28 protein-coding genes and 1 riboswitch are annotated in these 26,047 nt (G+C 45.9%); of the genes, 26 read left to right on the forward strand and 2 right to left on the reverse strand.

Features of this window, described 5'->3' with window-relative positions; translation table 11 throughout:
- Positions 1-259: 259 nt before the first annotated feature.
- Positions 260-697 (forward strand): hypothetical protein, encoded by a 438-nt coding sequence (locus DC345_RS26090; protein ID WP_113055700.1) that lies wholly within the window; start codon positions 260-262, stop codon positions 695-697.
- 639 nt (positions 698-1,336) lie between these two features.
- Here DC345_RS26090 and DC345_RS26095 read toward each other — a convergent pair.
- On the reverse strand, positions 1,337-1,861 hold the full coding sequence (locus DC345_RS26095) for a hypothetical protein (RefSeq protein ID WP_113055701.1): 525 nt from the start codon (positions 1,859-1,861) through the stop codon (positions 1,337-1,339).
- Between the two features lie 595 nt (positions 1,862-2,456).
- Here DC345_RS26095 and DC345_RS26100 point away from each other — a divergent pair.
- From DC345_RS26100 to rsmI, 12 genes are all read left to right on the forward strand, one after another.
- The gene (locus DC345_RS26100) at positions 2,457-2,642 is read left to right on the forward strand and encodes a sigma factor G inhibitor Gin (RefSeq protein WP_024633689.1); all 186 of its coding nucleotides are present in this window, start codon (positions 2,457-2,459) and stop codon (positions 2,640-2,642) included.
- Between the two features lie 340 nt (positions 2,643-2,982).
- Complete coding sequence (locus DC345_RS26105; protein ID WP_113055702.1) at positions 2,983-4,818, forward strand: aminotransferase class I/II-fold pyridoxal phosphate-dependent enzyme; 1,836 nt, start codon at positions 2,983-2,985, stop codon at positions 4,816-4,818.
- A 217-nt stretch (positions 4,819-5,035) separates the two neighbouring features.
- On the forward strand, positions 5,036-5,464 hold the full coding sequence (locus tag DC345_RS26110; RefSeq protein ID WP_113055703.1) for a CidA/LrgA family protein: 429 nt from the start codon (positions 5,036-5,038) through the stop codon (positions 5,462-5,464).
- Positions 5,434-6,126 (forward strand): LrgB family protein, encoded by a 693-nt coding sequence (locus DC345_RS26115; RefSeq protein ID WP_113055704.1) that lies wholly within the window; start codon positions 5,434-5,436, stop codon positions 6,124-6,126. The genes DC345_RS26110 and DC345_RS26115 overlap by 31 nt, the downstream gene beginning before the upstream one ends.
- Positions 6,127-6,367: 241 nt before the next feature.
- Positions 6,368-7,015: a dTMP kinase gene (tmk, locus tag DC345_RS26125; protein WP_113055706.1), complete on the forward strand. Its 648-nt coding sequence runs from the start codon at positions 6,368-6,370 to the stop codon at positions 7,013-7,015.
- 62 nt (positions 7,016-7,077) lie between these two features.
- Positions 7,078-7,407: a cyclic-di-AMP receptor gene (locus tag DC345_RS26130; RefSeq protein ID WP_017691391.1), complete on the forward strand. Its 330-nt coding sequence runs from the start codon at positions 7,078-7,080 to the stop codon at positions 7,405-7,407.
- A gap of 264 nt (positions 7,408-7,671) precedes the next feature.
- On the forward strand, positions 7,672-8,115 hold the full coding sequence (locus tag DC345_RS26135) for a YaaR family protein (RefSeq protein WP_113055707.1): 444 nt from the start codon (positions 7,672-7,674) through the stop codon (positions 8,113-8,115).
- A gap of 9 nt (positions 8,116-8,124) precedes the next feature.
- Positions 8,125-9,096, forward strand: coding sequence for a DNA polymerase III subunit delta' (gene holB / locus DC345_RS26140; protein ID WP_113055708.1), 972 nt, complete (start codon positions 8,125-8,127; stop codon positions 9,094-9,096).
- Between the two features lie 118 nt (positions 9,097-9,214).
- Positions 9,215-10,015: a PSP1 domain-containing protein gene (locus DC345_RS26145; protein ID WP_024633696.1), complete on the forward strand. Its 801-nt coding sequence runs from the start codon at positions 9,215-9,217 to the stop codon at positions 10,013-10,015.
- A 28-nt stretch (positions 10,016-10,043) separates the two neighbouring features.
- Positions 10,044-10,412 (forward strand): DNA replication initiation control protein YabA, encoded by a 369-nt coding sequence (gene yabA, locus DC345_RS26150; protein ID WP_024633697.1) that lies wholly within the window; start codon positions 10,044-10,046, stop codon positions 10,410-10,412.
- A gap of 85 nt (positions 10,413-10,497) precedes the next feature.
- Positions 10,498-11,277: a tRNA1(Val) (adenine(37)-N6)-methyltransferase gene (locus tag DC345_RS26155; RefSeq protein ID WP_113055709.1), complete on the forward strand. Its 780-nt coding sequence runs from the start codon at positions 10,498-10,500 to the stop codon at positions 11,275-11,277.
- Positions 11,278-12,159, forward strand: coding sequence for a 16S rRNA (cytidine(1402)-2'-O)-methyltransferase (gene rsmI / locus DC345_RS26160; protein ID WP_113055710.1), 882 nt, complete (start codon positions 11,278-11,280; stop codon positions 12,157-12,159).
- A gap of 292 nt (positions 12,160-12,451) precedes the next feature.
- On the opposite strand, the gene DC345_RS26165 is transcribed toward rsmI, so the two are convergent.
- Positions 12,452-12,706 (reverse strand): AbrB/MazE/SpoVT family DNA-binding domain-containing protein, encoded by a 255-nt coding sequence (locus DC345_RS26165; RefSeq protein ID WP_024633700.1) that lies wholly within the window; start codon positions 12,704-12,706, stop codon positions 12,452-12,454.
- A gap of 317 nt (positions 12,707-13,023) precedes the next feature.
- Here DC345_RS26165 and DC345_RS26170 point away from each other — a divergent pair, with 317 nt between their 5' ends.
- The 13 genes from DC345_RS26170 (at position 13,024) to DC345_RS26230 (ending at position 25,986) form a co-directional block, all read left to right on the forward strand.
- Positions 13,024-14,304: an HD domain-containing protein gene (locus DC345_RS26170; RefSeq protein WP_113055711.1), complete on the forward strand. Its 1,281-nt coding sequence runs from the start codon at positions 13,024-13,026 to the stop codon at positions 14,302-14,304.
- A 329-nt stretch (positions 14,305-14,633) separates the two neighbouring features.
- Positions 14,634-15,404 carry a TatD family hydrolase gene (locus DC345_RS26175; protein ID WP_175382525.1) on the forward strand — a complete coding sequence of 257 codons (771 nt, stop codon included), beginning with the start codon at positions 14,634-14,636 and terminating at the stop codon, positions 15,402-15,404.
- Between the two features lie 241 nt (positions 15,405-15,645).
- Positions 15,646-15,899: riboswitch (cyclic di-AMP (ydaO/yuaA leader) on the forward strand.
- 273 nt (positions 15,900-16,172) lie between these two features.
- Positions 16,173-17,357 (forward strand): 3D domain-containing protein, encoded by a 1,185-nt coding sequence (locus DC345_RS26180; RefSeq protein WP_113055712.1) that lies wholly within the window; start codon positions 16,173-16,175, stop codon positions 17,355-17,357.
- Between the two features lie 155 nt (positions 17,358-17,512).
- Positions 17,513-18,058, forward strand: coding sequence for a ribonuclease M5 (gene rnmV, locus DC345_RS26185; RefSeq protein WP_024633704.1), 546 nt, complete (start codon positions 17,513-17,515; stop codon positions 18,056-18,058).
- A gap of 4 nt (positions 18,059-18,062) precedes the next feature.
- Positions 18,063-18,965, forward strand: a complete 903-nt coding sequence (gene rsmA / locus DC345_RS26190) for a 16S rRNA (adenine(1518)-N(6)/adenine(1519)-N(6))-dimethyltransferase RsmA (protein ID WP_113055713.1) — start codon at positions 18,063-18,065, stop codon at positions 18,963-18,965.
- Between the two features lie 59 nt (positions 18,966-19,024).
- Complete coding sequence (gene yabG, locus DC345_RS26195) at positions 19,025-19,921, forward strand: sporulation peptidase YabG (protein ID WP_113055714.1); 897 nt, start codon at positions 19,025-19,027, stop codon at positions 19,919-19,921.
- 153 nt (positions 19,922-20,074) lie between these two features.
- Positions 20,075-20,350 (forward strand): biofilm formation stimulator Veg, encoded by a 276-nt coding sequence (gene veg / locus DC345_RS26200; RefSeq protein WP_053778931.1) that lies wholly within the window; start codon positions 20,075-20,077, stop codon positions 20,348-20,350.
- A 217-nt stretch (positions 20,351-20,567) separates the two neighbouring features.
- On the forward strand, positions 20,568-20,744 hold the full coding sequence (locus DC345_RS26205) for a small, acid-soluble spore protein, alpha/beta type (protein WP_053778930.1): 177 nt from the start codon (positions 20,568-20,570) through the stop codon (positions 20,742-20,744).
- A gap of 148 nt (positions 20,745-20,892) precedes the next feature.
- On the forward strand, positions 20,893-21,747 hold the full coding sequence (ispE, locus tag DC345_RS26210; RefSeq protein WP_113055743.1) for a 4-(cytidine 5'-diphospho)-2-C-methyl-D-erythritol kinase: 855 nt from the start codon (positions 20,893-20,895) through the stop codon (positions 21,745-21,747).
- Positions 21,748-21,845: 98 nt separating this feature from the next.
- Positions 21,846-22,673, forward strand: a complete 828-nt coding sequence (gene purR / locus DC345_RS26215; protein ID WP_053778929.1) for a pur operon repressor — start codon at positions 21,846-21,848, stop codon at positions 22,671-22,673.
- Between the two features lie 188 nt (positions 22,674-22,861).
- Positions 22,862-23,146: a septation regulator SpoVG gene (gene spoVG, locus DC345_RS26220; protein WP_017691372.1), complete on the forward strand. Its 285-nt coding sequence runs from the start codon at positions 22,862-22,864 to the stop codon at positions 23,144-23,146.
- Between the two features lie 393 nt (positions 23,147-23,539).
- Entirely contained in the window at positions 23,540-24,931 is a 1,392-nt protein-coding gene (glmU, locus tag DC345_RS26225; protein WP_397333759.1) for a bifunctional UDP-N-acetylglucosamine diphosphorylase/glucosamine-1-phosphate N-acetyltransferase GlmU, read from the forward strand.
- 101 nt (positions 24,932-25,032) lie between these two features.
- The gene (locus DC345_RS26230; RefSeq protein ID WP_113055716.1) at positions 25,033-25,986 is read left to right on the forward strand and encodes a ribose-phosphate diphosphokinase; all 954 of its coding nucleotides are present in this window, start codon (positions 25,033-25,035) and stop codon (positions 25,984-25,986) included.
- The last annotated feature ends 61 nt before the right edge of the window (positions 25,987-26,047 follow it).

Consider the following 26,047-nt stretch of genomic DNA (forward strand, 5'->3'; position numbering starts at 1 on the left):
TTTTTATTTGTTTATAAGCAAGAATGCAGGATTAGCTAGTTGAAAATGGTTTGAATTCTGGCGCTAGAAGCTGATATAAATAGAGGTTGAATTGACTTTCAAAAGAGGGGAAATGAATGCTCTAAAAAAGTCTTGAAATGAAGGTAACATTTTTGTTACGGAAAACGCATTCGAAACCAGTATAATAGGACTATGTTAAATATGCTAAAAGTACCTGACCACAGAGCTGGAATGTGCAGCTGTGAAAAGGAGGGTGTGTGTGACAAGTTGGCGAAGACTAGTTCTTCATTCGTTTCTCTTGCTTAGCCTTATAGGCGTGCTTGTAGGATGCGGTGAAGCAGGATCTGCATGGACTTCTTATGAAGGAGCGGTAAACGAGAAGGGTTTCCCGGTTCCTAAAGTGGCGAATAAATCTGACCAGTCTGAAAACAATTCGGATATGGATTATGTTCGATATACGCTATCTGGTATTAGTGAGAGCACTAGTATTCCTGAGGTGTATCTAGACGAGATTAAGAGCTGGGGCTGGACAGAAAAGCAAGCCAAGAGTACATCCAATGACTCAAGTTCCCTACGTGTATTTGCTAAAGAAGGGCATACTGTACATCTAGCTGTACATGATGGGTTCTTCACGGTAATGGTTCCGAAAAGTGAAGCTGCTCAGACGACAGTAAAATCACTGGATGATGATGACTGAATGAGTTGTGCTTTGATGTAATGGTTCGAAAATTAACGGTGTAATGGTCCGTATCATATTAAAGCTCCCGACAGTGATGGGGGCTTTTTTGTATTTATTGTTGTATATCATGAACCATTATTAGATGAGCAATAGAAGGTGGGCGGTTCTTATGGCAGTGACTTATTAGGAGCTGTAGAGAGGCTGGCTTATCACCCACACAAGGAGACATGAAGAACCGATAGTATGGGCCCGTAGAGTCTCTCTCAGTCGTTTATATAGCAACTAATCATAGAAGAGGAGAGAAGACACCGAAAAGAGGTCGATTATGAGCCTAATACATACTCAATATCACAAACGTTATTCAACAAGCTAGGACGTGGCAGAACGAAATGGGGGAATGGCGTTGGGGATAACCATTTTAACTATACCCATGCTGTGGATAAGGGAAAAAGGGAGAGGAAGAAATAAAGGTTATCCACTGTGGATAACCTTTAAGGTTTGGAAACTTGACGCAGTTATTAGGAAGACTGTCATAGGAGTGGTTGCGTCATTTTGAATAGAAAGAAGGTATGGATGAGCTTTTAGCGATTTATGTATTACTGGGCTCTACTATACATTGCGTGTAGGCAAGGTTATAGATAAAGGATAGAAGAACAATTATTGCAGGTAGTAGGAGACATCTTGTTCATTTAGTTTGATAAGTCCGTCCTTACGTTCGCGTGAAAGAACAAGTACAACATATAGACGTGGTACAAGAAGCCACAGATGCCAGAAAATCAACGATAGGCTGAAGGACAAGGGTGACCATATTAAACAGACGGTAATGATACATAATCCAATCCAACTCATATTGAGGTGGACCCGAACGAACATACGGTAGCTGAAATGTTGGTCTGGAATATAGCCGAACCAAGGCATTTTGAGATTCCATCGCCAACGACGTGCATAGGAGGTACGGACCAGCAGTAATATGGTTCTGGCGATGACATAATGAATCCATAGTGTGATCGGTCCTGCCAGGATAAAGTAGAAGAGGCCGGTCCAGGAGAAAGCTAACAGATTAAACAAAAGCATAATGACAGGCAAAGACAGATAGCTGAAGATTACGCTGCGGGCAATGGCCTTTTTTTTCAGAAGCCGGTACTGATAAAAGGTTGCTTTATTCTCCGGTTCGGCAATCATACGGTTACAAATCCTCCTTCTGGGATCACGTTCATTTGTGAAAGGTATTCGTTTTCATAAATAAGGAAATGGATGAGGCAAAATTGTATATATGAACCTTGAATGGACTCCAGATTGATGTACAAGATATGGAAGTAGATTAATTCTATACAAGTATACCGTTGAACGACCTGGCTGTCAGGTTCTGAATGGTGATGTAATATATATCGGCTGAAAATCCAAGTTTTTTTAAGATTATAGAATATAAGTTTTTAGAGCAGTTGGAGGAGGAGAAAATCACCTGAGAAATACAATGAAGTACGGTGATGTTTCTTGTAATGACTGTCCATGCATGGTTTTTCATATAATAGAACAAATTATAGGTCTGTGAGGTTTTAGATACGTTATAAGGTAAGGAGAATGACTAACCAATGCAGGCTGTCTCGCTGAAGTATTGAACGAATGGCATTTTTCTTCTGTTTGTTTTCGGTACAGACACCCATGGAGGGGGAGGCGAATATATATATTTTATAGAAAGAAAGCACTATGAAAAGGTTTAAAATAATAGAAACTGTGCAATACTGATAGTAATACGTAAAACAAGGTGGGATGGTTGATGGAAGGACACGCCGAACACACATGCATTATCTGCGAACAGACCAAAAGAGAAGGCATTTTTATTGTATCTGAATTTATATGTGACGCTTGCGAAGCAGAAATGGTTCATACGGATGCACAGGATGCCAAGTACAATTATTTTATTCATCAGATGAAGCAGATTTGGGTGCAAAAGAACGCATAAAGAGCGTTAAAACATATTAGTGAAACATCACATTGACTTGTATCGATGTGCATAGAGGCCCTAGGGGCCTTTTTCTGTTTCTATCAGGTAAATAGGAAGGGGAAAATGGACATGATAAGCACCCATGGGGTGACAGAATATGTTGCTACTGCATCATTGGAAACGGCGGTTTGCACGGGGACTGGACAATTCCTGATATAATGAAAGGAGGAGTGCTTTACCCACACGTTTTGAATACAGCAGATCTTAGAAGAGAAACAAGCGTGGAGAGGTCTCGGTAGTTAGAGAGAGCATTGGTACGATCGTATCAAAATTTATGAATGTACAGGATGATTATTCGATGGAGCATAAATCAAATACCGCACCTTTATATGAGGCGTTGCTTGCTTATCGTGATTCAGGGCAGCGTTCTTTTCATGTACCTGGGCACAAGAATGGACAAGTCTATCGAGGGTTACTGGAGCAAACGGGCCAGCAGCAGTTAGATCGGGGAGTCGATGAAATTCACCGTAATGAGGGTGAGGCGAATGGAAAACAAAGTCTGGGACGGTCATTAACTGATGGGGAAGAGCGCTTCAGACAAGCTGAGGGACAAGGGCATAATAATGAAATTCACGGGCTGACGAATCATGGTGGCGATGGAACTGACGGATCTGCAGCAGATGTAGATGTAGTACCGGTGAGTGCGTTTTTGGAGATGATGCGGCTGGATGTAACGGAAATCTCGGGGACGGACGACTTGCATCATCCAGAAGGGGTTATATTGGAGGCGCAGCAGCTGGCAGCTGATTGTTTTGGAGCAGAGGAGAGCTTCTTCCTTGTCGGAGGCAGTACGGCAGGTAATTTGTCTTTGCTGCTTACCGTATGTAATGAACCTAATAGTCTTGTACTGGTACAACGTAATGTGCACAAGTCTGTCATTCACGGATTGATGCTGGCAGGCGCAAGGGCTGTATTCCTGGAGCCGTGGGTTGACCCTGCGAGTGGACTTGCGGTGATGCCGTTGCTTGAGACGGTGCAGGCCGCTGTCCAGGCCTATCCTGAGGCAAAGGCAGTACTTGTGACTTTGCCCAATTATTACGGTATGGGCGCTGATTTGAGGCCCATAGCGGAGATGTGCCATGATGCAGGCATGCCGCTGCTCGTGGATGAAGCGCATGGCGCGCATTATGGGCAGCATCCGGAGATGCCAGCCTCAGCACTGTCCTGCGGAGCAGACGGTGTGGTGCAGTCGACCCACAAGATGCTGTCTGCTTTCACCATGGGAGCCATGCTGCACGTTCAGGGACCAAGGTTAAACCGGTCCCTGCTGCGTCAGCGTTTGGCCATGGTGCAGAGCTCAAGCCCATCATACCCGGTGATGGCTTCGCTTGATCTGGCGCGCCGCCTGCTGCATACGCAGGGCGCAAATGCCTTCACGGCGGGGCTTGCCGCCGTGGACGCCTTTAAGCGCGGCCTTGCGGAGCTGCCGCGCTTTCGGTTGCTGCAGACCGCGCAGCTGCTGCAGCAAGAACCGCCAGCCGGAGCGAAGCCGGCAGTTGGCGGTAAGTCGGAGGCCGCCGGTGCACCGGGGCGGCCTGAAGCTGTACCCGCGGCGGCGTTGCCTTCAGCCGCGGGGTACACCGCTCAGGACCCGTTTAAGGCCGTCATTTATGACGGCACAGGGGTGCTGAGCGGTTATGGGCTGCAGCAGCAGCTGGAAGCACGCGGCTGCGTGCCCGAAATGAGCGACGAACAATACGTCGTCCTGATCTTTACTTTGGGCTCGACGCTGCGCGATGCCGAGCACCTGTTGCAGGCTTTACGACAAATCAACCTAGAACAGGAGCAGAGCCAATCTCGTGGTGAGCAACCACAGCGTTTTACAAAAGAGGCTGCAAATTATATTTCCACGTGGAACAATTTTCAAGAAGGAACTCCTTTTTCGGAGCCCATCCCGTTTACATTGCAGCCTATTATTGAGGAGGATACGACAGAGGTATCGATTGATAAATGTGTAGGTCTTCGCTCTGCGGAGATGGTCATTCCGTATCCTCCCGGCATACCTCTTGTGTACGCTGGTGAGCGAATAAGCGCGTCAATGGCTTCACGTATTAAGCTGCTGAGAGATGAAGGAGCAAGGTTCCATGGCGTATCGGATACTTCGCTACAATCGTTGAAAATCATTAGGGAATAATTGAATCTAGTATAGCAAGGGGCTTGAGGAGTCAACCGTTATTAAAACCAGCGTTTTGCTTCCTTTGATTCGATTCAACCACGGGTACAATCTATAGACGAATAAGCATTTCGGATATATAACTTGTTGATTGAAGACACGTTTTGAATTTATGCAAAATGCCCAAACAAGTTAGGACATCATTGTTGTCTGGACATAAGAAAGAAGGGAACAAACCTTGGATATTCCGCTAAAAAAATATACAGGAATAGTCCTGCAAGTTATACTGATGTACGGTTTTTATTGGATAGGAAACCTGATTCAGGCTGTACTGCATCTGCCGTTAACAGGAAGTATTGTCGGGATGCTGCTTTTATTCATCGTCATTCAACTGGGATGGATCAGACTAAGCTGGGGCGAAGAAGGATCATCCTGGCTTCAATCGAATTTGCAATTATTATTTATCCCTCCCACAGTGGGCATTATCAATCATTTTGATTTTTTTAGAGCCAATACGGTGTTGCTTGTTCTGGGGTTGATCGTTAGTACGTTGATTACCTGTCTGTTGTCCGCGAAAATAAGTGAATGGCTCATGGTGTGGAGATCGACGCATCAAGGCAAGAAGGAGGCGATCTCATGCTCGCATTCATCCTCGGATTTGGAATGATTGCCTTGACCGTGGCTATATATATACCGGCGACTCATTTATATAGAAGGTTGAAGTGGCCGATCCTTATGCCTGTCTTGACGGCAACGACTGTAATCGTTCTGATTTTGGTCCTTTCAGGTATTAAGCTCGATACGTATATGCTTGGTGGCAAATGGATACAGGAGTTATTGGGGCCGGCTGTAGTTTCCCTGGCATTTCCTTTGGCGAAACACCTTGATGTACTGAAACGGAATATTATCCCGATATTAGGGGGTACCTTGAGTGGAAGTATCGTTGGTATGTCCACAGGGGCCGCCATATCCCTGCTACTCGGTTATCCGCAAGATATCGTTATCGCTTTATTGCCCAAATCCATCACGACACCCGTTGCCATTCAACTGGCTGATCAGGTGGGAGGAAATTCATCTTTTACTTCATTATTTGTGATGATAGCCGGATTTTCGGGGATATTATTGGGACCCATGATATTGAAATGGGCCAGAGTAAGCAGCAAAAATGCGTATGGGATCGGACTTGGCTCTGCATCGCATGCACTGGGTATGGCAAGATCCTTTGAGTATGGAGAAAATGCGGTAGCGCTGAGTTCCGTATCCATGATTGTCAGTGCTATTGCCGGCTCTGTCATGCTCCCTTTATGGGTATGGTTGATTTATGGCTGATCAGGTTATGTGCATTATCGGAAATATTGGAGAATAGCTGACCGTTAACGCGGGATCATGTATAGTAGTTATAATAAGAAGCTTGTACAAAATTCGAACCAATCCCGAACCAATCTATGGAATAGTCATGAACATACACCTCTGGGCGGGTTCATTCATAGTCTGGAGTATGAGAGGATCGAGATTGTAGTTATCGCAGCACAATTAGGAGCAATTATCGATATAGAAAGCAGGGAAGCATATGCAGGGCAGAGGTAAATTCATTACGTTGGAAGGGGGAGAAGGGTCCGGCAAAACAACAATGATCAGTAAGCTAGGTTCTTACTTTGAAGAACAGGGTATACCATATGTAGTTACTCGGGAACCTGGCGGGATTGAAATTGCGGAGAAAATACGTGCTATCATTCTCAATCCTCTTCATACGGCAATGGATGCAAGAACCGAAGCGCTGCTCTATGCAGCTGCACGAAGCCAGCATCTGGCAGAGAAGGTGGAGCCTGCATTGAAGGCAGGGAAGACCGTGATCTGTGACCGGTTTGTCGACAGCAGTCTGGCCTATCAAGGATACGCTCGTGGCCTTGGCATAGAAAATGTTTGGGCCATCAATCGGTTTGCAATAGGTGAACTGATGCCAGATGTCACACTCTATCTGGATATCGAGCCGGAAGCAGGGCTCGCCCGTATTGATGCCCACGATGGACGTGAAGTTAACCGTCTGGATCTCGAAAGTCTGGAGTTCCACCGCAAAGTGCGTGAAGGCTATTTTCTGCTGAAGGAACAGTTTCCTGACAGAATCAAGGTCATTGATGCTTCTCAAAAGCAAGAAGAGGTCTTGGCAGCAATGATTTTGTCGCTTGAGACAGGGTTTTTGAAGGATTTTGACGAGTAATTGTCTAATATATAGACATGGCATTTCATAAGGTGCTTATTATCTGAAGGAGGTTATGCAGGATGAAACTGATTGTTGCGATTATACAGGATAAAGACAGCAACCGATTATCCAGCGCATTGGTCAAAGCAAATTTTCGGGCTACGAAATTGGCCAGTACCGGTGGATTTTTGAAGGCAGGCAACACGACGTTTATGATCGGTGTCGATGATGGTCAGGTCGAGTCCGTAATGAACGTCATTCGCAGCAGCTGTAAGGTTCGTGAACAGCTCGTGACTCCAGTCACTCCGATGAGCGGAACAACCGACTCTTACCTGCCGCTACCTGTCGAAGTTCAAGTAGGTGGAGCTACCGTGTTTGTTCTTCCGGTAGATCGATTCGAACACTTTTAATGATGCATTTCGCATAAATCCTATTGAGCGTCCTTCTTGTTATCAAGAATCGCGTTCTCTGTCCGGAAAAAACTTTTCGATCAGGGAAGATTTTATTTCGGACAGAGGTTGACTAACCAACGAATAGATCCATGTGGTGATATTTAACTACTATTATATATAGAGCATAATGAAGCACATATATAAGGTCTCCTCCACGCACAGGCGCAGCGCGCACTGTGCTGATGGGCGATTGGCCTACTAAGGTAGAAAGCAGGCGTTTCCATGAAAATCAATCCTGGATTCCGACCGATGCAGAGTGGACTCAGTTCTTCCGATTCCGGCTCCAAACCGGTTCAATCCAAAAATTTCTCTGATATGATGAATCACCAGGGCGAACGAGCATCACAGGCTGAACTTACCCGCCGATTAAGTGAGATCCAGATGCAGGGTGACCGTTTGTCTCGTTCCATGACCATTCGAGAATTAAAAGCATACAAGCAGCTTGTAAAAAGATTTCTGGAGGAAACGGTCCGTCGTGGTGTCTCTATGAAAGAGACTCGAGGATGGGATCGTCGGGGAAGAGGGAAACGTTACAAGTTAATTGATGAGATTGACTCTGCCTTATTAACTATGGCTGATGAGCTTTTGGAAACAGAGGAAGGCAAGATTACGTTATTACAGCAAGTAGGAGAAATTCGGGGAATGCTTATTAATTTAAGCTTCTGAGGAGGAAGTATGTCCTTTCAACAAATTATGGGTCAGCAGGCAGCCAAGCAGATGTTACAGAGCAGTTTGAGACGTCATGCCATAAGTCATGCCTATTTGTTTAGCGGACCATCCGGCAGTGGACAATTGCAGACGGCGATTACATTTGCCAAAGCAATATTCTGTACAGAGCTTGAAGATGATGCCTGCGGACAGTGTCTTGAATGTCGTAAGGTGGAGCATGGAAACCATCCTGATTTAACCATGCTTGCACCGGATGGGAATAACATTAAAATTGATCAAATTCGGGATCTGCAGCGTATCTTTTCGTACCGTTCAGAGGCGGGGCATCCCAAAGTATATATTATCGAACAGGCCGAGAAAATGACTGTCCAAGCAGCCAACAGCTTGCTGAAGTTTCTGGAAGAACCACAGGTGCCCGCGGTAGGCATTTTAATTACGGATAATGGACAGGCGATGCTGCCCACCATTCGTTCACGCTCTCAATTGGTTCCTTTCAGTGCACTGAATCCGGAAGAGATGCTGCAATCGCTGATTACGGAAGGACACCCTGCCAATCTGGCTCGCTCTGCCGTCCATTTAGCGTCAGGATTGGAAGCATGTAGAGAAATTCTCCAGCAGAATTGGTTTGCAGAAATTAGAAACGTAATGTTACAATTAGGGAAGGAGTCCCTGGGTAGAGGAAGTACATCATTGATCTCTGCACAGCAGAAGCTTTTTAAAACCGGACTCTCAGAACACCTGGATACGATGCTTAGCCTGTTCCATTTATGGTTCAGGGATATGCTGTATGTCCAGTATGGTAGGCATGAACATATCGTTTTTATAGATCAGTTGGACATGCTGTCTCAGTTGGCCCATACCCGCAGCACCGAGCAGTGGGTTTCCTACATGGATATGGCCGCAGCATGCAGAAAAAAATTGCGTTTCAATGTCAATGGCCAGCTTTGTCTGGAGCAATTTTTGATCGGTTTGGCATAAGACTGGGAGAGGACAGATTTTGTTCCAATCATATGCAAACGGTTATAAACTTCGGCGGGTTCCCTAAGAAGACAGGGCTTCAGACGAAGTGGGATTGGCTTACGAGGGGGTTAATTTTTTGTACAGTGTAGTGGGTGTCCGTTTCAAAAAAGCGGGCAAAATTTATTACTTCGATCCCCTGGACCTTCCCATTGAAAAAGAAAACTGCGTTATCGTGGAGACAGCGCGGGGGGTAGAGTACGGTAAGGTTGTCGTTGGCAAGAAAGAAGTAGGCGAGTCTGATGTGGTGTTGCCGCTCAAAAAGGTCATCCGGGTGGCGGGCGAGACAGATGCCCGTGTCGTAGATGAAAACAAGCGCGCAGCAAAAGAAGCATTCGGTACTTGTTTAAATAAAATCAAAGACCACGGCCTCAAAATGAAGCTGGTCGATGTGGAATTTACGTTTGATCGCAATAAAATTATTTTTTATTTTACAGCTGAAGGAAGAGTGGATTTCCGGGAGTTGGTCAAGGATCTGGCAAGCATTTTCCGGACACGGATCGAACTGAGACAGATCGGTGTACGTGATGAAGCAAAGATGCTTGGAGGAATTGGACCTTGCGGCCGAGTATTATGTTGTTCTTCCTGGCTGGGAGACTTTGAGCCGGTATCAATCAAGATGGCTAAAGATCAGAGCCTGTCACTGAATCCGACGAAAATTTCCGGGTTGTGCGGAAGACTCATGTGTTGTCTGAAATTTGAGCATGATAACTATGAAAGTGTGAGAGAAGAATTGCCGGCTGTAGGCAAGTTGGTCGTCACCTCTTTGGGTGAAGGAAAAGTTGTCGGCATCAATGCCGGTAATCGCACAGTCCATGTTCAACTGTTCGACATCAGTAAAGTCAAAGAACTTCCGCTGGATGACGTCGTTATCAAGTAAACCATAAAGGTTGCTTCGGGGTGGAAACTTGGAAAAGAAAAATCTGTTTACGCACATTCATGAAATGGAAACCCAATTGGGTCAGTTGCACAGTGATTTAGGAGAGTTAAAAATGATTGTTAAAGAGCTGCTTGAAGATAATCAGCGGCTTACCATCGAGAATGAGCAGTTACGCAAACTGCTGAAGCGTGAGGCCCCGGCAGATCTGCCTATCGCATCGGCGCTCGCTCCGGTAGCAAGACCTGCGGGTCCGGCTACTGGTGAAGATGTTGTAGGTGAAGGGTATGATAATCTTGCTCGGTTGTATCACGAAGGATTCCATATCTGCAATGTCTACTATGGACATTTGCGGACGGAAGGCGATTGTCTGTTCTGCCTGTCTTTTTTGAATAAATGAAGTGGCCGTAGGGATCCCCTACGGTTTTTTTTCAAGGTTAAGAACCTTGTCTGAGATATAGAGTACCGGAGGATGAGTGCATCATATGACAGAAATATCAGTAAAATTGCAAGATTCGGAGCGAATCGACGATTTGCTCTCTCATGATTTGAAGATTATTCAAAGTGATGAAGTGTTTAGTTTTTCGATGGATGCTGTATTGTTGGCCCGATTTGCTTCAGTACCGAAACGTGGTCGTGTGCTTGATTTGTGTACAGGCAATGGGGTTGTTCCCATTCTGTTGACCACACGAACGCAGGCGAGTCTGGAAGGCATTGAAATTCAGCCGCGATTGGCAGATATGGCACGTCGCAGCGTTCAACTGAATGCATTGGATGAATCCATTACGATCCATGAAGGTGATTTGCGTGAACTCGTGAAAGAAACGGGTCATGCTGTATACGATGCTATAACGGTTAACCCTCCGTATATGCCCTTAAATGGGAGTGATCTCAAGATGAATACTCATCAGGCCATGGCACGCCATGAAATCGGGTGTACGCTGGAGGAAGTCATTCAGGCCTGCAATCGACTGGTGCGTAATGGCGGTAAAGTATCCATGGTTCATCGCCCACAGCGTCTAGGAGAGATCATCTCTCTGATGCGTGAGTATAAACTTGAACCGAAACGGATTCGGATGGTACATCCCCGTGCTCATTTGGAAGCCAATATGGTTTTGATTGAAGCACTCAAGGATGGGAAACCGGAGGTACGCATGCTTCCACCACTGATTGTCTACAATGAAGAGGGGAAATACTGCGAAGAAATCATGGACATATATTACGGTGCACAGTATGCACACCGTACAACGGAAGGAGGGTTATAGATGACATTGCAAATTCAGAAGAGCTATGCAGAGCAGGCTGGTGATGCCGGTAAACTATATTTGGTAGGAACACCAATCGGTAATCTGGACGATATGACATTTCGAGCAATTAAAACATTGCAGAGCTGTGACATCATTGCAGCGGAAGACACACGTCAGACCCGAAAGCTGCTTACCCATTTTGAGATTACACCAGCGATGTTGTTCAGTTATCATGAGCATAATAAGGCAGCCAGTGGGCCTGAACTCATACGCTATATAATAGAAGGAAAAAATTTGGCACTCGTCAGTGATGCCGGTCTGCCGGCCATTTCGGACCCTGGTTCCGATCTGGTAAAACTTGCGCTTGAAGCTGGAATTACGGTCATTCCCATCCCTGGAGCCAATGCAGCGTTATCAGCTCTGATCGTATCCGGTTTACCGACGGAGCGTTTCACATTCGGCGGTTTTTTGCCGCGGGAGAAAAAAGACATGCGAAAAGTGATGGAAGCTTTTAATGAGTCCAATGGTACGTTGCTATTTTATGAGTCCCCTCACCGTATTCGTAGAACTTTGGCCTATCTCGAAGAGATTCTGGGTGATCGGTCGATCGTACTGGCACGTGAGCTGACGAAACGTCATGAGGAGTTCGCAAGAGGCACTATCCAAGAATGCATAAAATGGCTTGAGGAACATCCGCCCCTTGGGGAATATTGTTTGCTTGTAGAAGGTATCAGGGAAGAGGAGCGTAAGGCGGAGCGGGAAGCCTGGTGGCAGTTGCTGTCCTTGGAGGATCATGTGAGCCATTATGAGAATGAAGGACTTAGTCGGAAAGATGCGATGAAGAAAACGGCAACAGATCGGGGTTTGACGAAACGAGATGTATATAACGCGTTAATCTAATAACGAATCAACAAATAAATGCTGGAATAGGGAACATACACTTAAAGGAACCTTAGATCCAACCTTAATGGAATATGAAAACGAGTAGAGCGGAGAAAAAAATAATACGAACGTCACCGCTCTTCTTTTTTTTGGAGTTGTATAGACTCATAGATCTATTTTTAGGGTAATGAGAAACCATAATAAAGCAAAAAAATACCTTCCAGCGGTGGGGTTCACACCGGGAAGGCGATCAAGGAATATAAAAAGGTTAGAAATAACAATTTAATAAGACTATTATACCGGATATTTCTTATTTTGTCACAGGTGCAGGGATTTCGGAAATACATTCGTTACAAACAATTTTACCTTTGAAATAAGTAACGTTCTCTGCATTACCACAGAAGATACAAGCAGGTTCGTATTTTTTCAACATGATGCGCTCGCCGTCAACATAGATCTCAAGAGCATCTTTTTCACCAATACCGAGCGTACGGCGCAATTCGATTGGAATAACTACCCGTCCCAGTTCATCCACTTTTCTTACAATACCTGTTGATTTCATCATTATAATCAGTGCTCCTCTCAGCTAACGATCATTGTCATTATTCGACATTATTTTATGTTTTATGATACTCATCATACCAACGATTCCCAAAACAGTCAACCTTAAAATTAGCTTAAAATAAAGGCTATTTTTGATAAGATTACGAGTGGTAAGGGATTGGAAGCTATTTTTCGTATTTAAACATCAATGTCAGCTTTGTCGATTTGGAAAACGACAAAACTACCTTATTCGACAAGATTCGTCATACCGTGTCGAATCCTTGGTGCTATTATACTAAAAGCGACAAATACAAACGATATTTAAAGGAGTGAATAGACATGGAACAGCGTTTAACGGAAGAAAAGGTGTTTAAAGATCCGGTACATAATTATGTCCATGTGCAAGATCCGATTATATGGCAGTTGATCAACACGCCCGAGTTTCAACGTTTACGCCGAATCCGTCAGTTGGGAACATCATTTCTTACTTTCCATGGTGCAGAGCACAGTCGCTTCTCACATTCCTTGGGCGTCTACGAAATTACACGTAAAATTATTTCCCAATTTGAAAGAAGTAACTATTCAGATTGGCCAAAGGAGGAAAAGACGGTAGCTCTTTGCGCAGCATTGCTCCATGATCTTGGACATGGGCCATTCTCTCACTCTATAGAAGAAGCTTTCGATATGAATCATGAGGATTGGACTTGTCGGATCATTACAGGTGATACCGAAGTAGGGGCGATCTTAAGACGGTATGCTCCTGATTTTCCCGAGAAAGTGGCTTCTGTAATTCAAAAAACGTATGAGCAACCTATTGTCGTTAATTTGGTCACCAGTCCGCTCGATGCGGACCGCATGGATTACTTGCTCCGGGATGCCTACTTTACAGGTGTGAATTATGGGACGATTGACCTTGATCGTATCCTGCGTATGCTGCGTCCATATCACGGACGAATCGTGGTCAAGGAGTCGGGCATGCACGCCGTGGAGGATTACTTGATGTCCAGGTACCAGATGTACTGGCAAATTTACTTTCATCCGGTTACCCGAAGTTCGGAAATTATATTGCGGCAAATATTTAAGCGGGCAAAAAGTCTCATACAGCAAGGTTTCCAATTCCGCTTCATGATTGATCCACTGCCCCAGTTATTCAATGGAGATTTATCAGTGGATGATTATTTGCAACTGGACGAAGCTTTGATTCAGACGGCATTTATGCAGTGGCGCAAAGAGGACGATGCTGTTCTAAGTGAGTTATGCGAACGATTTATAGATCGCAAATTATATAAGTATGTAGAGATTGAACAGATCGACGTAAACATGATTGAAGAGATTCGGGAAGCCTTCACTGTAGCCGGTCTCAATCCCGAGTATGATCTAGAAATTGATTTTCCAACGGATAATCCGTATGATGTGTTTCGTCCGGATGAATCCACGGACAAGCAGATTTTGCTGCTTGATCGGCAAGACAATTTACATGAGTTGTCAGAGGTGTCCGACATCGTCCGTTCAATTAGTGGTCTTCATCGCGGAAAGCATCATTTGTATTATCCGCAAAATAAGGTGGATGCGATTGTTCATGAATTACCGTCTCATATACGCCCCTATTTCTCACATTAAATGATGCGCATTGCTGTTCAAGAATCATGATGCAAAAAGCTTTCGAAAAGAGCTATTTTTCATGATACAGTAATCTGCTTTAATGGAGAGTACATGTAGATCGACATAATTTTGTAATCAGAGCAATTAGAATACAACCCGAGCTGCTAATAATAAGCACATATAGATATGAAGTAACTTGTTCGTTCTACATGTTGTGCTCAATAAACTAGTGGAATCAAATATAAAAAAACATGATCTAATTTAGTAAGACTTATGTTCTGGTTAAGATGTGCAGGATGGAATAAAAAGAGACAGTCGTTTATTCGACATGAAGGGAGAAATAAAGCATGATGTTGTTCGACACACATACACACTTGGATGCACCACAATTCGACGAGGACCGCGAGGAAATGATTCAGCGTGCTGTGGATGCAGGCGTTGGTCGCATGATTAACGTGGGCTTTAACCGGGAGACCATTCCATCCACGATGAAGCTGGCTGAAACCTATGATTTTATATATGCTGCGGTAGGTTGGCACCCAGTGGATGCAATCACGATGCAGGAGGGTGATCTGGAATGGATTGCATCTTTATGCAAGCATGAAAAAGTGGTAGCCATTGGTGAAATTGGTCTAGACTATTACTGGGACACTTCACCGAAAGAGGTTCAGCATCGCGTATTACGACAACAAATTGGTCTGGCCCGCGAGTTGAATATGCCGATTGTCATTCACAACCGGGATGCGCATGAGGATATTGTAAAGATTCTGCGTGAAGAGAAAGCAGGAGAAGTAGGCGGTGTCATGCATTCCTTCTCTGGCAGTTGGGAAACGGCGAAAATGTGTCTGGATTTGGGCTTTCATCTTTCTTTCGGGGGACCAATCACGTTCAAAAATGCGAAGCAGCCCAAAGAGGTACTTGAGAAGGTTCCTATGGACCGATTTTTCATCGAAACGGATGCTCCTTATTTGACACCGCACCCTTATCGTGGAAAACGAAATGAGACAGCGCATGTACGTCTGGTTGCAGAAGCAGCTGCGGAAATTAAAGGCATTTCGGTAGAGGAAATTGCAGCAATAACGACCAAAAATGCCATGGAACGATTTGGGATTCGTTAAAAGATCGAGCAAAACGGGTGAAAAAGTGAGTTAGGCGGAGTTAATTTGCTTTTTGATCCAAATAAATCAAGAATATTACAATATTTTAACCAAATATTTAGAAAAACGTACTTGAACAACGCTTTACAACATGCATCGAAACAGGATATCATCTTTTCAGTGAATTGTTGTGCGGAAAATTTGACAGATGTTCGGGGGATGAACAAAGGGACACTTTCCGATGAAACAACATTACTTTCATGAATCAGTCTCGCTGAGTCTCCGTTAACGGAGAGCGGGGGAACCAATAGGGCTTAAACATCGGTGATTGCAGCCGATGCGCAACATGCGCTGACCCAAAAGCAGCGTATGAATCTGCGAAGCCGTATTTGATTTCTTCTTTGGGTCTCGGGGTGAATTCAAGGGCGTCCGCCATGAGCGGATGACCGGAGATAGGGCGGCTCTCTTTCGCCCGAACCCGACAGCTAACCTCGCAAGCGGAAAAAGAGAGGCAACCTCGTGCATGAATTTCCGATATTCAGAATCATTCGGAAGCCACGAAAGAGTTCCTCTTAAACTCTTTCTTTGGCTTTTTTGTTTTTGAATAAAAGAAATACTGTCATCATACGGTAAGTATTCAGGAGGATGACATCATGTTGCGAAGATTGATTCATGGTGCAGAACCGGATTATGTTGGTCCGATCTGTGTTCTGTAGAAAATTTGGTATAGTCGCGTCAAAGACATCATGCATTACTTTAGACGGCGAGGCTATGAAGGAGGACGGAGAAGTGGGCACATTCCAACCAGAAGAGACCCATGAGTCACGATCATCCAGTAAGTCTTTCGCGTTGCGGTGGAAGCATGAGAACATGCGTCAAATGGCATTGATCGCGATTTTCTCAATTGCGCTTACAATCATGATCTTGTTAGTCGTTTACGGTCAGGCCGGGAAACAAATTTCACTGGTTATTGATGGCAAAGCTCAAGTGGTAGAGACTCGTACAGGAATGCTTCAGGAAATGCTGGAGGAGCAGTCAATCACAGTCAGCCCTCACGATCAGGTATCCATGCCTTTGAATGGGGCGATCACAGATGGAGACCGCATCGTTATTGAGCGGGCCGTTCCAGTTAATATTACGGCAGACGGAGACACCAAGACTCTGTATACAACCGATTCATCGGTAAAAGATGCGATTAAAAAATCAGGTATTCAGATTGCAAGTGAAGACAAAGTGTATCCGGCGCTTGGAACCACTATTGAAGCGGATATGAAAATTCGTGTTGTGCGGGTAACAAAGCGTACGGTGGAAGTGGAACAGCCGATTGCTTATAAAGTGATCAAGACGGCTGACCCTAGCTTGTACAAAGGTGACAATCGTGTCATTGTGAGCGGTAAAGAAGGCACGCTTGTACAACATATTGAAAAGGTGTTCCAGGATGGAGAATTGGTCTCCAAAAAAATGGTGGGTAAATCGGTCGCAACGAATCGCGTTGATAAAGTGATCGCCGTTGGTACCAAAGCCAAACCTGTTGTGAAAGAGCCAGTGATTCAGACGGTATCGGCGCAGACTTCCACGACAAAAACAGCAACAACTACGAACTCGAAGAAAACCGCTGCCTCGGGCAGTAAAGTAATTACCGTTTCAGGCAGTTCTTTTAAATATTCTAAAGTATTAAAAAATGTATCCATGACGGCATACTCTTCTGAAGAGCCCGGTATCGGCACAAAAACGGCATCAGGTACTCGGGTAACCGAGGGACGTACCATTGCAGTGGATCCAAAAGTCATTCCAATTGGCTGGTGGGTGTATATCGAGGGCCTTGGCTTCCGTCGTGCGGAAGACACAGGTGGTGCCATTAAAGGCAACAAAATTGATGTGTATTATGATAGTGTGAAGCATGCCCTGAACTTCGGACGGAAGAAAGGCAAGACGGTATATGTGATTGGTCCGGTGAAGCCGGAAGCGAACTAAAATCGTTTTACTTTGAAATGGGAATGCTATAAAATATAAGCATGAATGAATCATGCGGAATATGCGGCGGGGGGGTCTGAATTCAGTCTCCCCCGCCGTTTGGCAGAGAAGAGGATATTCCTCTTCTTTTTGCGTTAGAAAGGAAGAAATGGAACATGATAAAAGAAGTGATCGTGGTTGAAGGTCGTGACGATACCGTAGCCATTCGACGTGCGGTTCAGGCAGATACGATCGAGACTGGTGGGTCTGCTATCAACCAGCGCATTCTAAAGCGGATTGCACTTGCTCAAGAGAGACGTGGTGTGATCGTACTGACAGATCCGGATCATGCTGGAGAACGTATTCGTAAAATCATCGCCAATAAAGTACCTGGCTGCAAACATGCTTTCATTCCGGAGGCAGATGCTACGCGCAAAGGCGACATCGGAGTGGAGAACGCCTCACCGGAGGCGATTCGTCATGCACTGGCACGTGTACACACGTCATATGAAGGCGCACCAAGTCTGATCGATTGGGAGGATCTGATTGCGGCGGGACTGATTGTGCATCCACAGGCTGCTGCACGTCGTATGGAGATGGGCAATCTGCTGGGTATAGGTTACTGCAACGGCAAGCAGTTCCACAAACGGTTGAGTGTATTCCAGATTACCCGGGAAGAATTCTCCGAAGCATTATCGCAAATTGAACGTGAAGGATTGTGAGCGTATGAAAGGCATGGAAGAAACCGTAGAGATTGCAACACCCAAACGAACCAAAGAAATTATTCAAAGACACGGATTTTCATTCAAGAAGAGCCTGGGTCAGAACTTTCTGATCGATCAAAATATATTAAACAAAATTGTAAATGCAGCTGATCTGGACGAGTCCAAGGGGGCACTTGAGATCGGACCAGGTATTGGCGCACTCACAGAACGTCTGGCTCGTGTAGCTGGTCCTGTAACGGCTGTAGAGATTGATCAGAGATTGATCCCGATTCTGGGTGAAGTGATGCAGCCTTATCCGAACGTTCGTGTGCATCACGGGGATGTGCTGAAGCTGGATCTAGCCGAGTTGTTCCGCAACGATTTTGGAACGGTGGATAAAGTGAGTGTTGTGGCCAATCTGCCTTACTATGTAACTACACCAATCATGATGAAGCTGCTCGAAGAGAAGCTGCCAGTAGACAGCATTGTAGTCATGATTCAGAAGGAAGTGGCCGAACGCATGGCTGCTGCACCGGGATCAAAGGACTATGGAAGTCTGAGCATTGCGGTTCAGTACTATAGTATGCCGGAATTGGTCTGTATTGTTCCGCCCACGGTCTTTATTCCGCAGCCTAATGTGGAATCGGCAGTAATCAAGTTAAAGGTGCGTGAGCAGCCACCGGTTGAAGTTCCCGACGAGGCACATTTCTTCGAAGTGGTACAGGCTTCCTTCGCGCAGCGTAGAAAAACAATCTCCAATAATTTGAAAGCTCGTTTCTTCACAAAGGAGAACAGAGAACAGGCTGATCAGCTGTTGGAGCAGGCCGGTATTCAACCTTCAAGACGGGGAGAAACATTGAGCCTGCAGGAGTATGCAACACTCTGTACCGTAATGTGGGAAGCCGGGGTACGCGCAGCTCTGTAAAATTCGGATGAACCAATCCGGGTTTCTGCCCATACGATGGGGTAGAGGTGATTATGTTGATGAATATCGGAGACTTGGTCGTTCGAAAGTCATACGGTGGAGATGTGACTTTTCGGGTGGAAGGCCTCCAGTCGGACGGTGCCATCATTAAAGGGACCGAGTTCCGGCTGTTAGCCGATTCCCCTGTGGACGATTTGATACAGGTTCCTTATGAACCGCAGAGTGCGAAGACGAGGCAGGCTCACGTGAAGGCACATCAGACGCTCTCACGCCTGCAGCAGAATCGAATGGAACAGGCCGAGCGCAATCGCGAAGGAATAGTTCAGGAATGGTCTGTGCAACAAGAACCGGCTTATTTCGAGATGCCTGGCAAAGTGCTGCACTTGGATGGTGACCCCAATTATCTAAAAAAAAGCATGAACCTTTATGAGCAGCTTCGTGTTCCCGCAGAGGGCCAATATGTACATGAGTCGGCCATGGCTGACACGTTATATCGTCTGCTGCCGAAAGTGCGTCCGGATATCGTTGTCATTACTGGCCATGACGGAGTACTCAAGACTCGTCAGCCCTACGACTTATATAGTCTGGGCAGCTACAAGAATTCGCAGAACTTCGTATCCGCTATTCAGGTGGCTAGGCAGTATGAACGTCATCTCGATGCGCTCACGATTGTAGCTGGTGCGTGTCAGTCCCACTTTGAGGCTTTGCTGCGGGCTGGAGCTAACTTTGCCAGTTCACCGGGCCGAATTCTCATTCATGCTCTGGACCCGGTCTATGTGGCAGCCAAGGCAGCCTTCACGTCGGTACGGGAAACCGTGAACATGAATGACATTTTGCATAACACGATTAGTGGCAGTCAGGGTGTGGGCGGCGTAGAGACACGGGGGAGTTATCGCGTAGGTCTGCCCGGGTTGAATGATTTATCCACGTTAAAAGTGAATCCATCAGCCGTCTGAAGATGGCAGAAGAAAGCCCCATTTAGGGGCTTTTTTTGTTTGCAAAAAAATTCATTGACAACAACTTTTTGATACTGATATAATAATTAGTTTTGATTTGACAATGACTGTAAAATCCAGTATAATGGACAAGAAAAGAGGTGGTCGTCGACAATGGCTAAAAATACGCTATTGGATATCAAACGCAATCTCGATGCACATATCGGTCAGAAAATTATGCTGCGGGCTAATGGTGGCCGCCGTAAGACCATTGAGCGTACGGGTGTATTGGAAGAAACGTACCCTTCTGTTTTTATTGTCAAGCTTGATGAGGAGCAAGAAACTTTCAAGCGAGTATCCTACAGTTATGCTGATATACTTACGGAATCGGTGGAAGTCATGGTATTTGATCCAGGCAGCCAGACGCATAGCTCCTACATGGAGACGTAAGTATCGATTTACGGCGATTCTGCCCCCTTGGGCAGGTCGCTTTTTTTATTTTAAAAATCTGCTCATCCTCGGAGAGCCATAGTTGATCAGGAATGAGTCTGGGGAAGAAGCGGCATACTATTTGGACAGGTTCAAGGCATTTTTCTTGGCCTGGGGGCAAATAGTCCCGGATACGAATGGACTTATCATGAATGAACTATTTCGAGGAGGATGACCCATGAGCCGGAGAAGAAGAAGTGTAATGTCGGATGAACTCAAGAATGAACTGGCAAAAGACCTAGGGTTCTATGATACCGTCCAGCAGGAAGGTTGGGGCGGAATCAAAGCGAAGGATGCGGGCAATATGGTGAAACGTGCCATTCAACTTGCGGAAGAAGCGGCACGCAAATCGTAATCCGGTTCAACGGTTTGGAGAGCGGGGCAATCCGGCAGGAATGACCTCGCTTTTTCCCCATGGATGCGGAATAGAAATGACTTGACAGCCCCATTTTGATATAATATGTTAAGTTGTCTTAGGGAAAAGGTGAGGACGGGTGAACGCCTTGAAAATTTACGAAAAAGCGCCTGCTAAAATCAATTTGATGCTAGACGTTTTACATAAAAGAAGAGATGGATTTCACGAAGTTGAGATGATCATGACGATGGTGGATCTTGCCGATCGACTGGAAATGTCTGAGCTTCCTCGTGACACGATCTTTATCTCCAGTCAGGCGGGATATATCCCCCTGGATGAGAAGAACCTGGCTTTTCAGGCAGCCAGGCTCATCAAAGAGCGTTATGATGTGAAAACTGGAGTCCATATTCATCTGGACAAAAAAATACCGGTGGCCGCCGGACTTGCTGGCGGCAGCAGTGATGCAGCAGCAACGCTGCGTGGATTGAATCGCCTATGGCGTCTCAACATCCCGGATCAAGAGCTTCAGGTGCTCGGAGCTGAACTGGGGTCTGATGTGCCTTTCTGCATTACAGGTGGAACAGCACTTGCTACAGGCCGTGGGGAGAAGCTGACACCGATGCCGAATCCCCCACAATGTTGGGTGATCTTGGCCAAGCCGCCGATTAATGTGTCCACAGCCGACGTCTACGGGCGTTTCCGCAGCGACAAGATTGTTCGTCATCCGAGTGCTGCCAAAATGGAGCAGGCCATCCGTAACCAATCCTTTGCCGAAGTGTGCGGGCAGATGGGGAATGTGCTTGAGGACGTAACGTTGAAGCTGTATCCGGAAGTTCAGCATCTGAAAGATGCCATGATTCGGCTTGGAGCAGACGGAGTATTAATGTCAGGCAGTGGTCCAACCGTGTTTGGATTAGTTTCCAAAGAGTCCAAGGTTGCCCGAGTCTACAATGGACTGCGAGGCTTCTGTAAAGAAGTTTATGCTGTACGTATGCTAACCTAATATTCGCTTTTATAATGTACAAACACGTATAAAGGTGGTATATTTTTAAATAATTATTCGGATTTGGATGTTTTCCGTGATCGTGAGGATGGATCTCTGTGAAGAAATTAAAACGAAGCGCAAGGCTGGTTGAAATGACGCAGTACTTATTGTCTAGACCGCATACGGTTATTCCGTTGACCACATTTGCCGAACGCTATGGAGCTGCGAAGTCGTCGATCAGTGAAGATTTGGCGATTATCAAGGAAGTGTTCGAAGAAGGTGGTTCGGGAGAACTGCATACACTGGCTGGAGCAGCCGGGGGAGTAAAGTGGATTCCGAAGGTGTCCAGAGAACTGGCACTGGCTTTTGCAGAACGACTTTCTACCCAGCTTGCGCAGCCGGATCGGATACTCCCTGGTGAATATCTGTACATGTCCGACCTGCTTGGACAGCCCGCATTGATGAATGAAGCCGGCAAGATTTTTGCAACGGCCTTTGGCAATATGGATATTGATGTGGTGATGACGGTCGAGACTAAAGGGATTCCGCTTGCTTATGCTACCGGAGCCCAACTCAATCTGCCTGTAGTGCTCGTGCGCAGGGACCATCAGGCTACGGAAGGATCGGCCGTAAGTATCAATTATGTATCCGGGTCCCATAAAAGCCTACATACCATGTCCCTATCTCGCAGGGCCATGCGTGAGCACTCCAGAGTGCTCATTGTAGATGATTTTATGAAGGCTGGGGGAACCGTCCAAGGGATGATCGACCTATTGGCCGAGTTTAATGCCACGGTAGCCGGAGTAGGCGTATTAGTAGAATCTGGATCGGTTGATTCAGAAGAACGACTGCTGACGGACTACATATCTCTGGCGAAGCTGACGGCAGTTGATGCGAAGAGCAGACACATTTCCGTTAAGCCTGGCAACTATTTTGACCTGTAGAATCATGACGAATTGCATGTCGGGAAAAGTTCTTTTCCATCGAGCTGGCACTAACAATGTCGAATTGTGTATTAAATAAAAAAATTCCTGAAATTAGGACATTTTTGTGGTTATAAAAAGAAGGAGTTCGTATAGGCTGTGTGGAATTATACACCAAGTTCTGATGGAAAAAGGTGGTGAACACACACATGCAAATTACGGATGTCAGACTCCGCCGTGTTAACTCTGAGGGGAGAATGAAGGCTATCGCATCCATTACCATCGATAACGAATTCGTCGTTCATGACATTCGCGTCATCGATGGCAATAACGGAATGTTTGTTGCTATGCCGAGCAAGCGGACTCCTGACGGAGAATTCCGTGATATCGCCCACCCGATCTCTTCCGGTACTCGCGAGAAGATTCAAGCAGCTGTTTTGACTGAGTATGATCGCGCAGCAACTGAGGAAGAAGTCATTGAAGAAGGTGCCTGAGAACATTATTGGGGTTCGAAGGAAAAGAGAGCCATGTCTTATGGCTCTCTTTTCTTTTTGACCGGAATAAGATATATTCAGTATTGAGTTTATTCACAGAAGAGCATTTTCGCAGCTTGAATGTTGCAAAATGTTGAAAGAACAAAAAGCGCAGCGTGCGCTTGGTAACAGGGCGGCATCTTAGGAATCATGGGAATCGGTTAAGCTCACAGGTACACGGCGTATACATATAGGTCACGATTTGTTGGTGTCCGCGTTGTTACGCGTGATTACAGAGACAGCAGGCGATGAACAAGACCGGCGCAGGGCCGGCTGAACGTTACTCATCGGATATATACAGGTAAGGTCAAACGATGGGTTTTTCAGAACAGGAGGTCGTAAATTTTGAAAAGAATGGCAATCGTTCTTGCGGCAGGGCAAGGCAAACGGATGAAATCGAAATTGTACAAGGTACTGCATCCCGTATGCGGTAAACCGATGGTGGGTCACGTGCTGGATGCAGCTCTTCGCGCAGGCGTTGAACGTAGCGTCGTTGTGGTCGGTCATGGTGCCGAAGCGGTGCAGTCATTTTTGGGTTCCAGAGCAGAGTACGTGCTTCAGGCTGAACAGTTGGGAACAGGACATGCGGTGAAGCAGGTTAAATCTCTGCTCGGCAGTGAAGCAGGATCAACCATTGTTGTCTGTGGAGATACACCACTTGTGACCAGCGAGACGCTGGAAGGACTGATGAAGCTCCATGAGAGCCGCGGAGCAGCAGCAACGGTTCTCACAGCTAAACTGGACAATCCCAAAGGGTACGGCCGCGTTATTCGCGGAGAAGATGGTTCTGTACAGCGCATTGTTGAACAGAAGGATTGCACGGAGCAGGAAGATGCTGTGAACGAAATCAACACAGGTACGTACTGCTTCGATAATGCCAAATTATTCGCTGCGTTGGAGAAAGTGACGAACCAGAATGCTCAGGGAGAGTATTATCTCACTGATGTGGTTGGCATTTTCCGTAATGATGGAGAAGTGGTGGAAGCTTACATGTCAGATGACATCGCGGAATCCATCGGAGTTAATGATCGACTTGCCCTTTCACAAGCAGAAGCGTTCATGCGTGAACGTTTGGCGGTGAAACATATGTTGAACGGTGTTACGATCATCGATCCGGCATCGACATATATCGGGGCGGATGTTACCATTGGATCAGATACAGTATTGTATCCGGGTACCATACTCAAAGGTACAACTACCATCGGCGAAGCATGCCATATTGGTCCTCAGGCAGATGTGGAAGATAGCATCATTCAGGATGGAGTTACAATCAAGCATTCTGTACTGTCACAAGCCGAGGTTGGATCAGAAGCAACTGTAGGTCCATTTGCTTATTTGCGTCCAGGCACCAAACTGGGCCGCAACGTAAAAATTGGTGACTTTGTTGAAGTGAAAAATGCTACAATTGATGAAGGCTCCAAAGTATCTCATCTCAGTTATATTGGGGATGCTAAAGTAGGGAAAAACGTAAATGTTGGATGCGGGGCAATAACAGTGAATTATGATGGATATAATAAAGCTGTAACGACGATTGAAGATGATGCGTTCGTAGGCAGTAATGTCAATCTGATTGCACCTGTCACGGTAGGAAAAGGCGCATATGTTGTTGCGGGCTCTACCGTTACCCATTCTGTTCCCGAAAACGATCTTGCGATTGCCCGCCCACGCCAGGAGAACAAACCTGGATATGCGGAGAAAATTCGTGGTCGTGCCAAAGCCAAGAAACAAAATGCCAAACCCGAATAAGGGGTATTGATATTAAGAATTGCCTCCTGAACATCGGGGGGTGCCGACATGTCGCAGACGCTTATAGATTCCAATGAACCAGCACGGAGGGTTTTTATTTTATGACTTATTTTGATTCGAAATTAAAAATATTTACTTGCAATTCTAACCCCAAGCTTGCCCATCAAATTGCTGATTATATCGGAATTCCTATGGGTGAATCTCACACAACCAGCTTCAGTGATGGTGAGATCCAAGTGAAACTCTCTGAGAGTGTTCGGGGCTGTCACGTTTATATCGTGCAGTCTACTTGCTTGCCGGTTAATGACAACCTGATGGAAATGCTCGTTATGATTGATGCACTTAAACGGGCATCTGCCAAGACGATTAACGTCGTTATTCCGTACTATGGCTATGCTAGACAGGACCGTAAGGCCCGTTCGCGTGACCCGATTACAGCCAAACTGGTTGCCAATCTGATCGAAAAGGCGGGTGCAACCCGTGTAATCGCGATGGACTTGCATGCCATGCAGATTCAGGGATTCTTCGATATTCCGGTCGATCATTTGCTCGGCGTGCCGATTTTGGCTCAATATTTCCGCTCGAAACAGATCGAAAATCCGGTTGTTGTATCGCCTGACCACGGCGGCGTAGTACGCGCTCGGAAACTGGCTGACTTCCTGAATGCACCTCTCGCAATTATCGACAAACGTCGTCCAGAGCCGAACGTCAGCGAAGTGATGAACATTATCGGTAACATCGAAGGTAAAACAGCAATTCTGATCGATGACATCATTGATACAGCAGGAACGATTGTATTGGGAGCGAATGCTCTGATGGAAGGCGGCGTGAAGGAAGTATACGCTTGCTGTACTCACCCAGTATTGTCCGGACCTGCGATGGAACGCTTGGAGAATGCACCGCTGAAGGAAGTTATCGTAACGGATACCATTCCGATTACGCATGTTAACCCGACAAGCAAACTTAAAGTGTTGTCTGTAGCACCTTTGCTCGGAGAAGCCATTATCCGGGTTCATGAGGAATTGTCAATCAGCAAGCTGTTTGAAATTGAATAAGGATGTCTGCATAAAGTAGTAGAGGGGTTACGTTTTCCGGATCAATGGAAAATGTAACCCC

Origin of the sequence: Paenibacillus taichungensis (assembly GCF_003287275.1) — a bacterium.
Taxonomy (GTDB): Bacteria; Bacillota; Bacilli; order Paenibacillales; family Paenibacillaceae; genus Paenibacillus; species Paenibacillus taichungensis_A.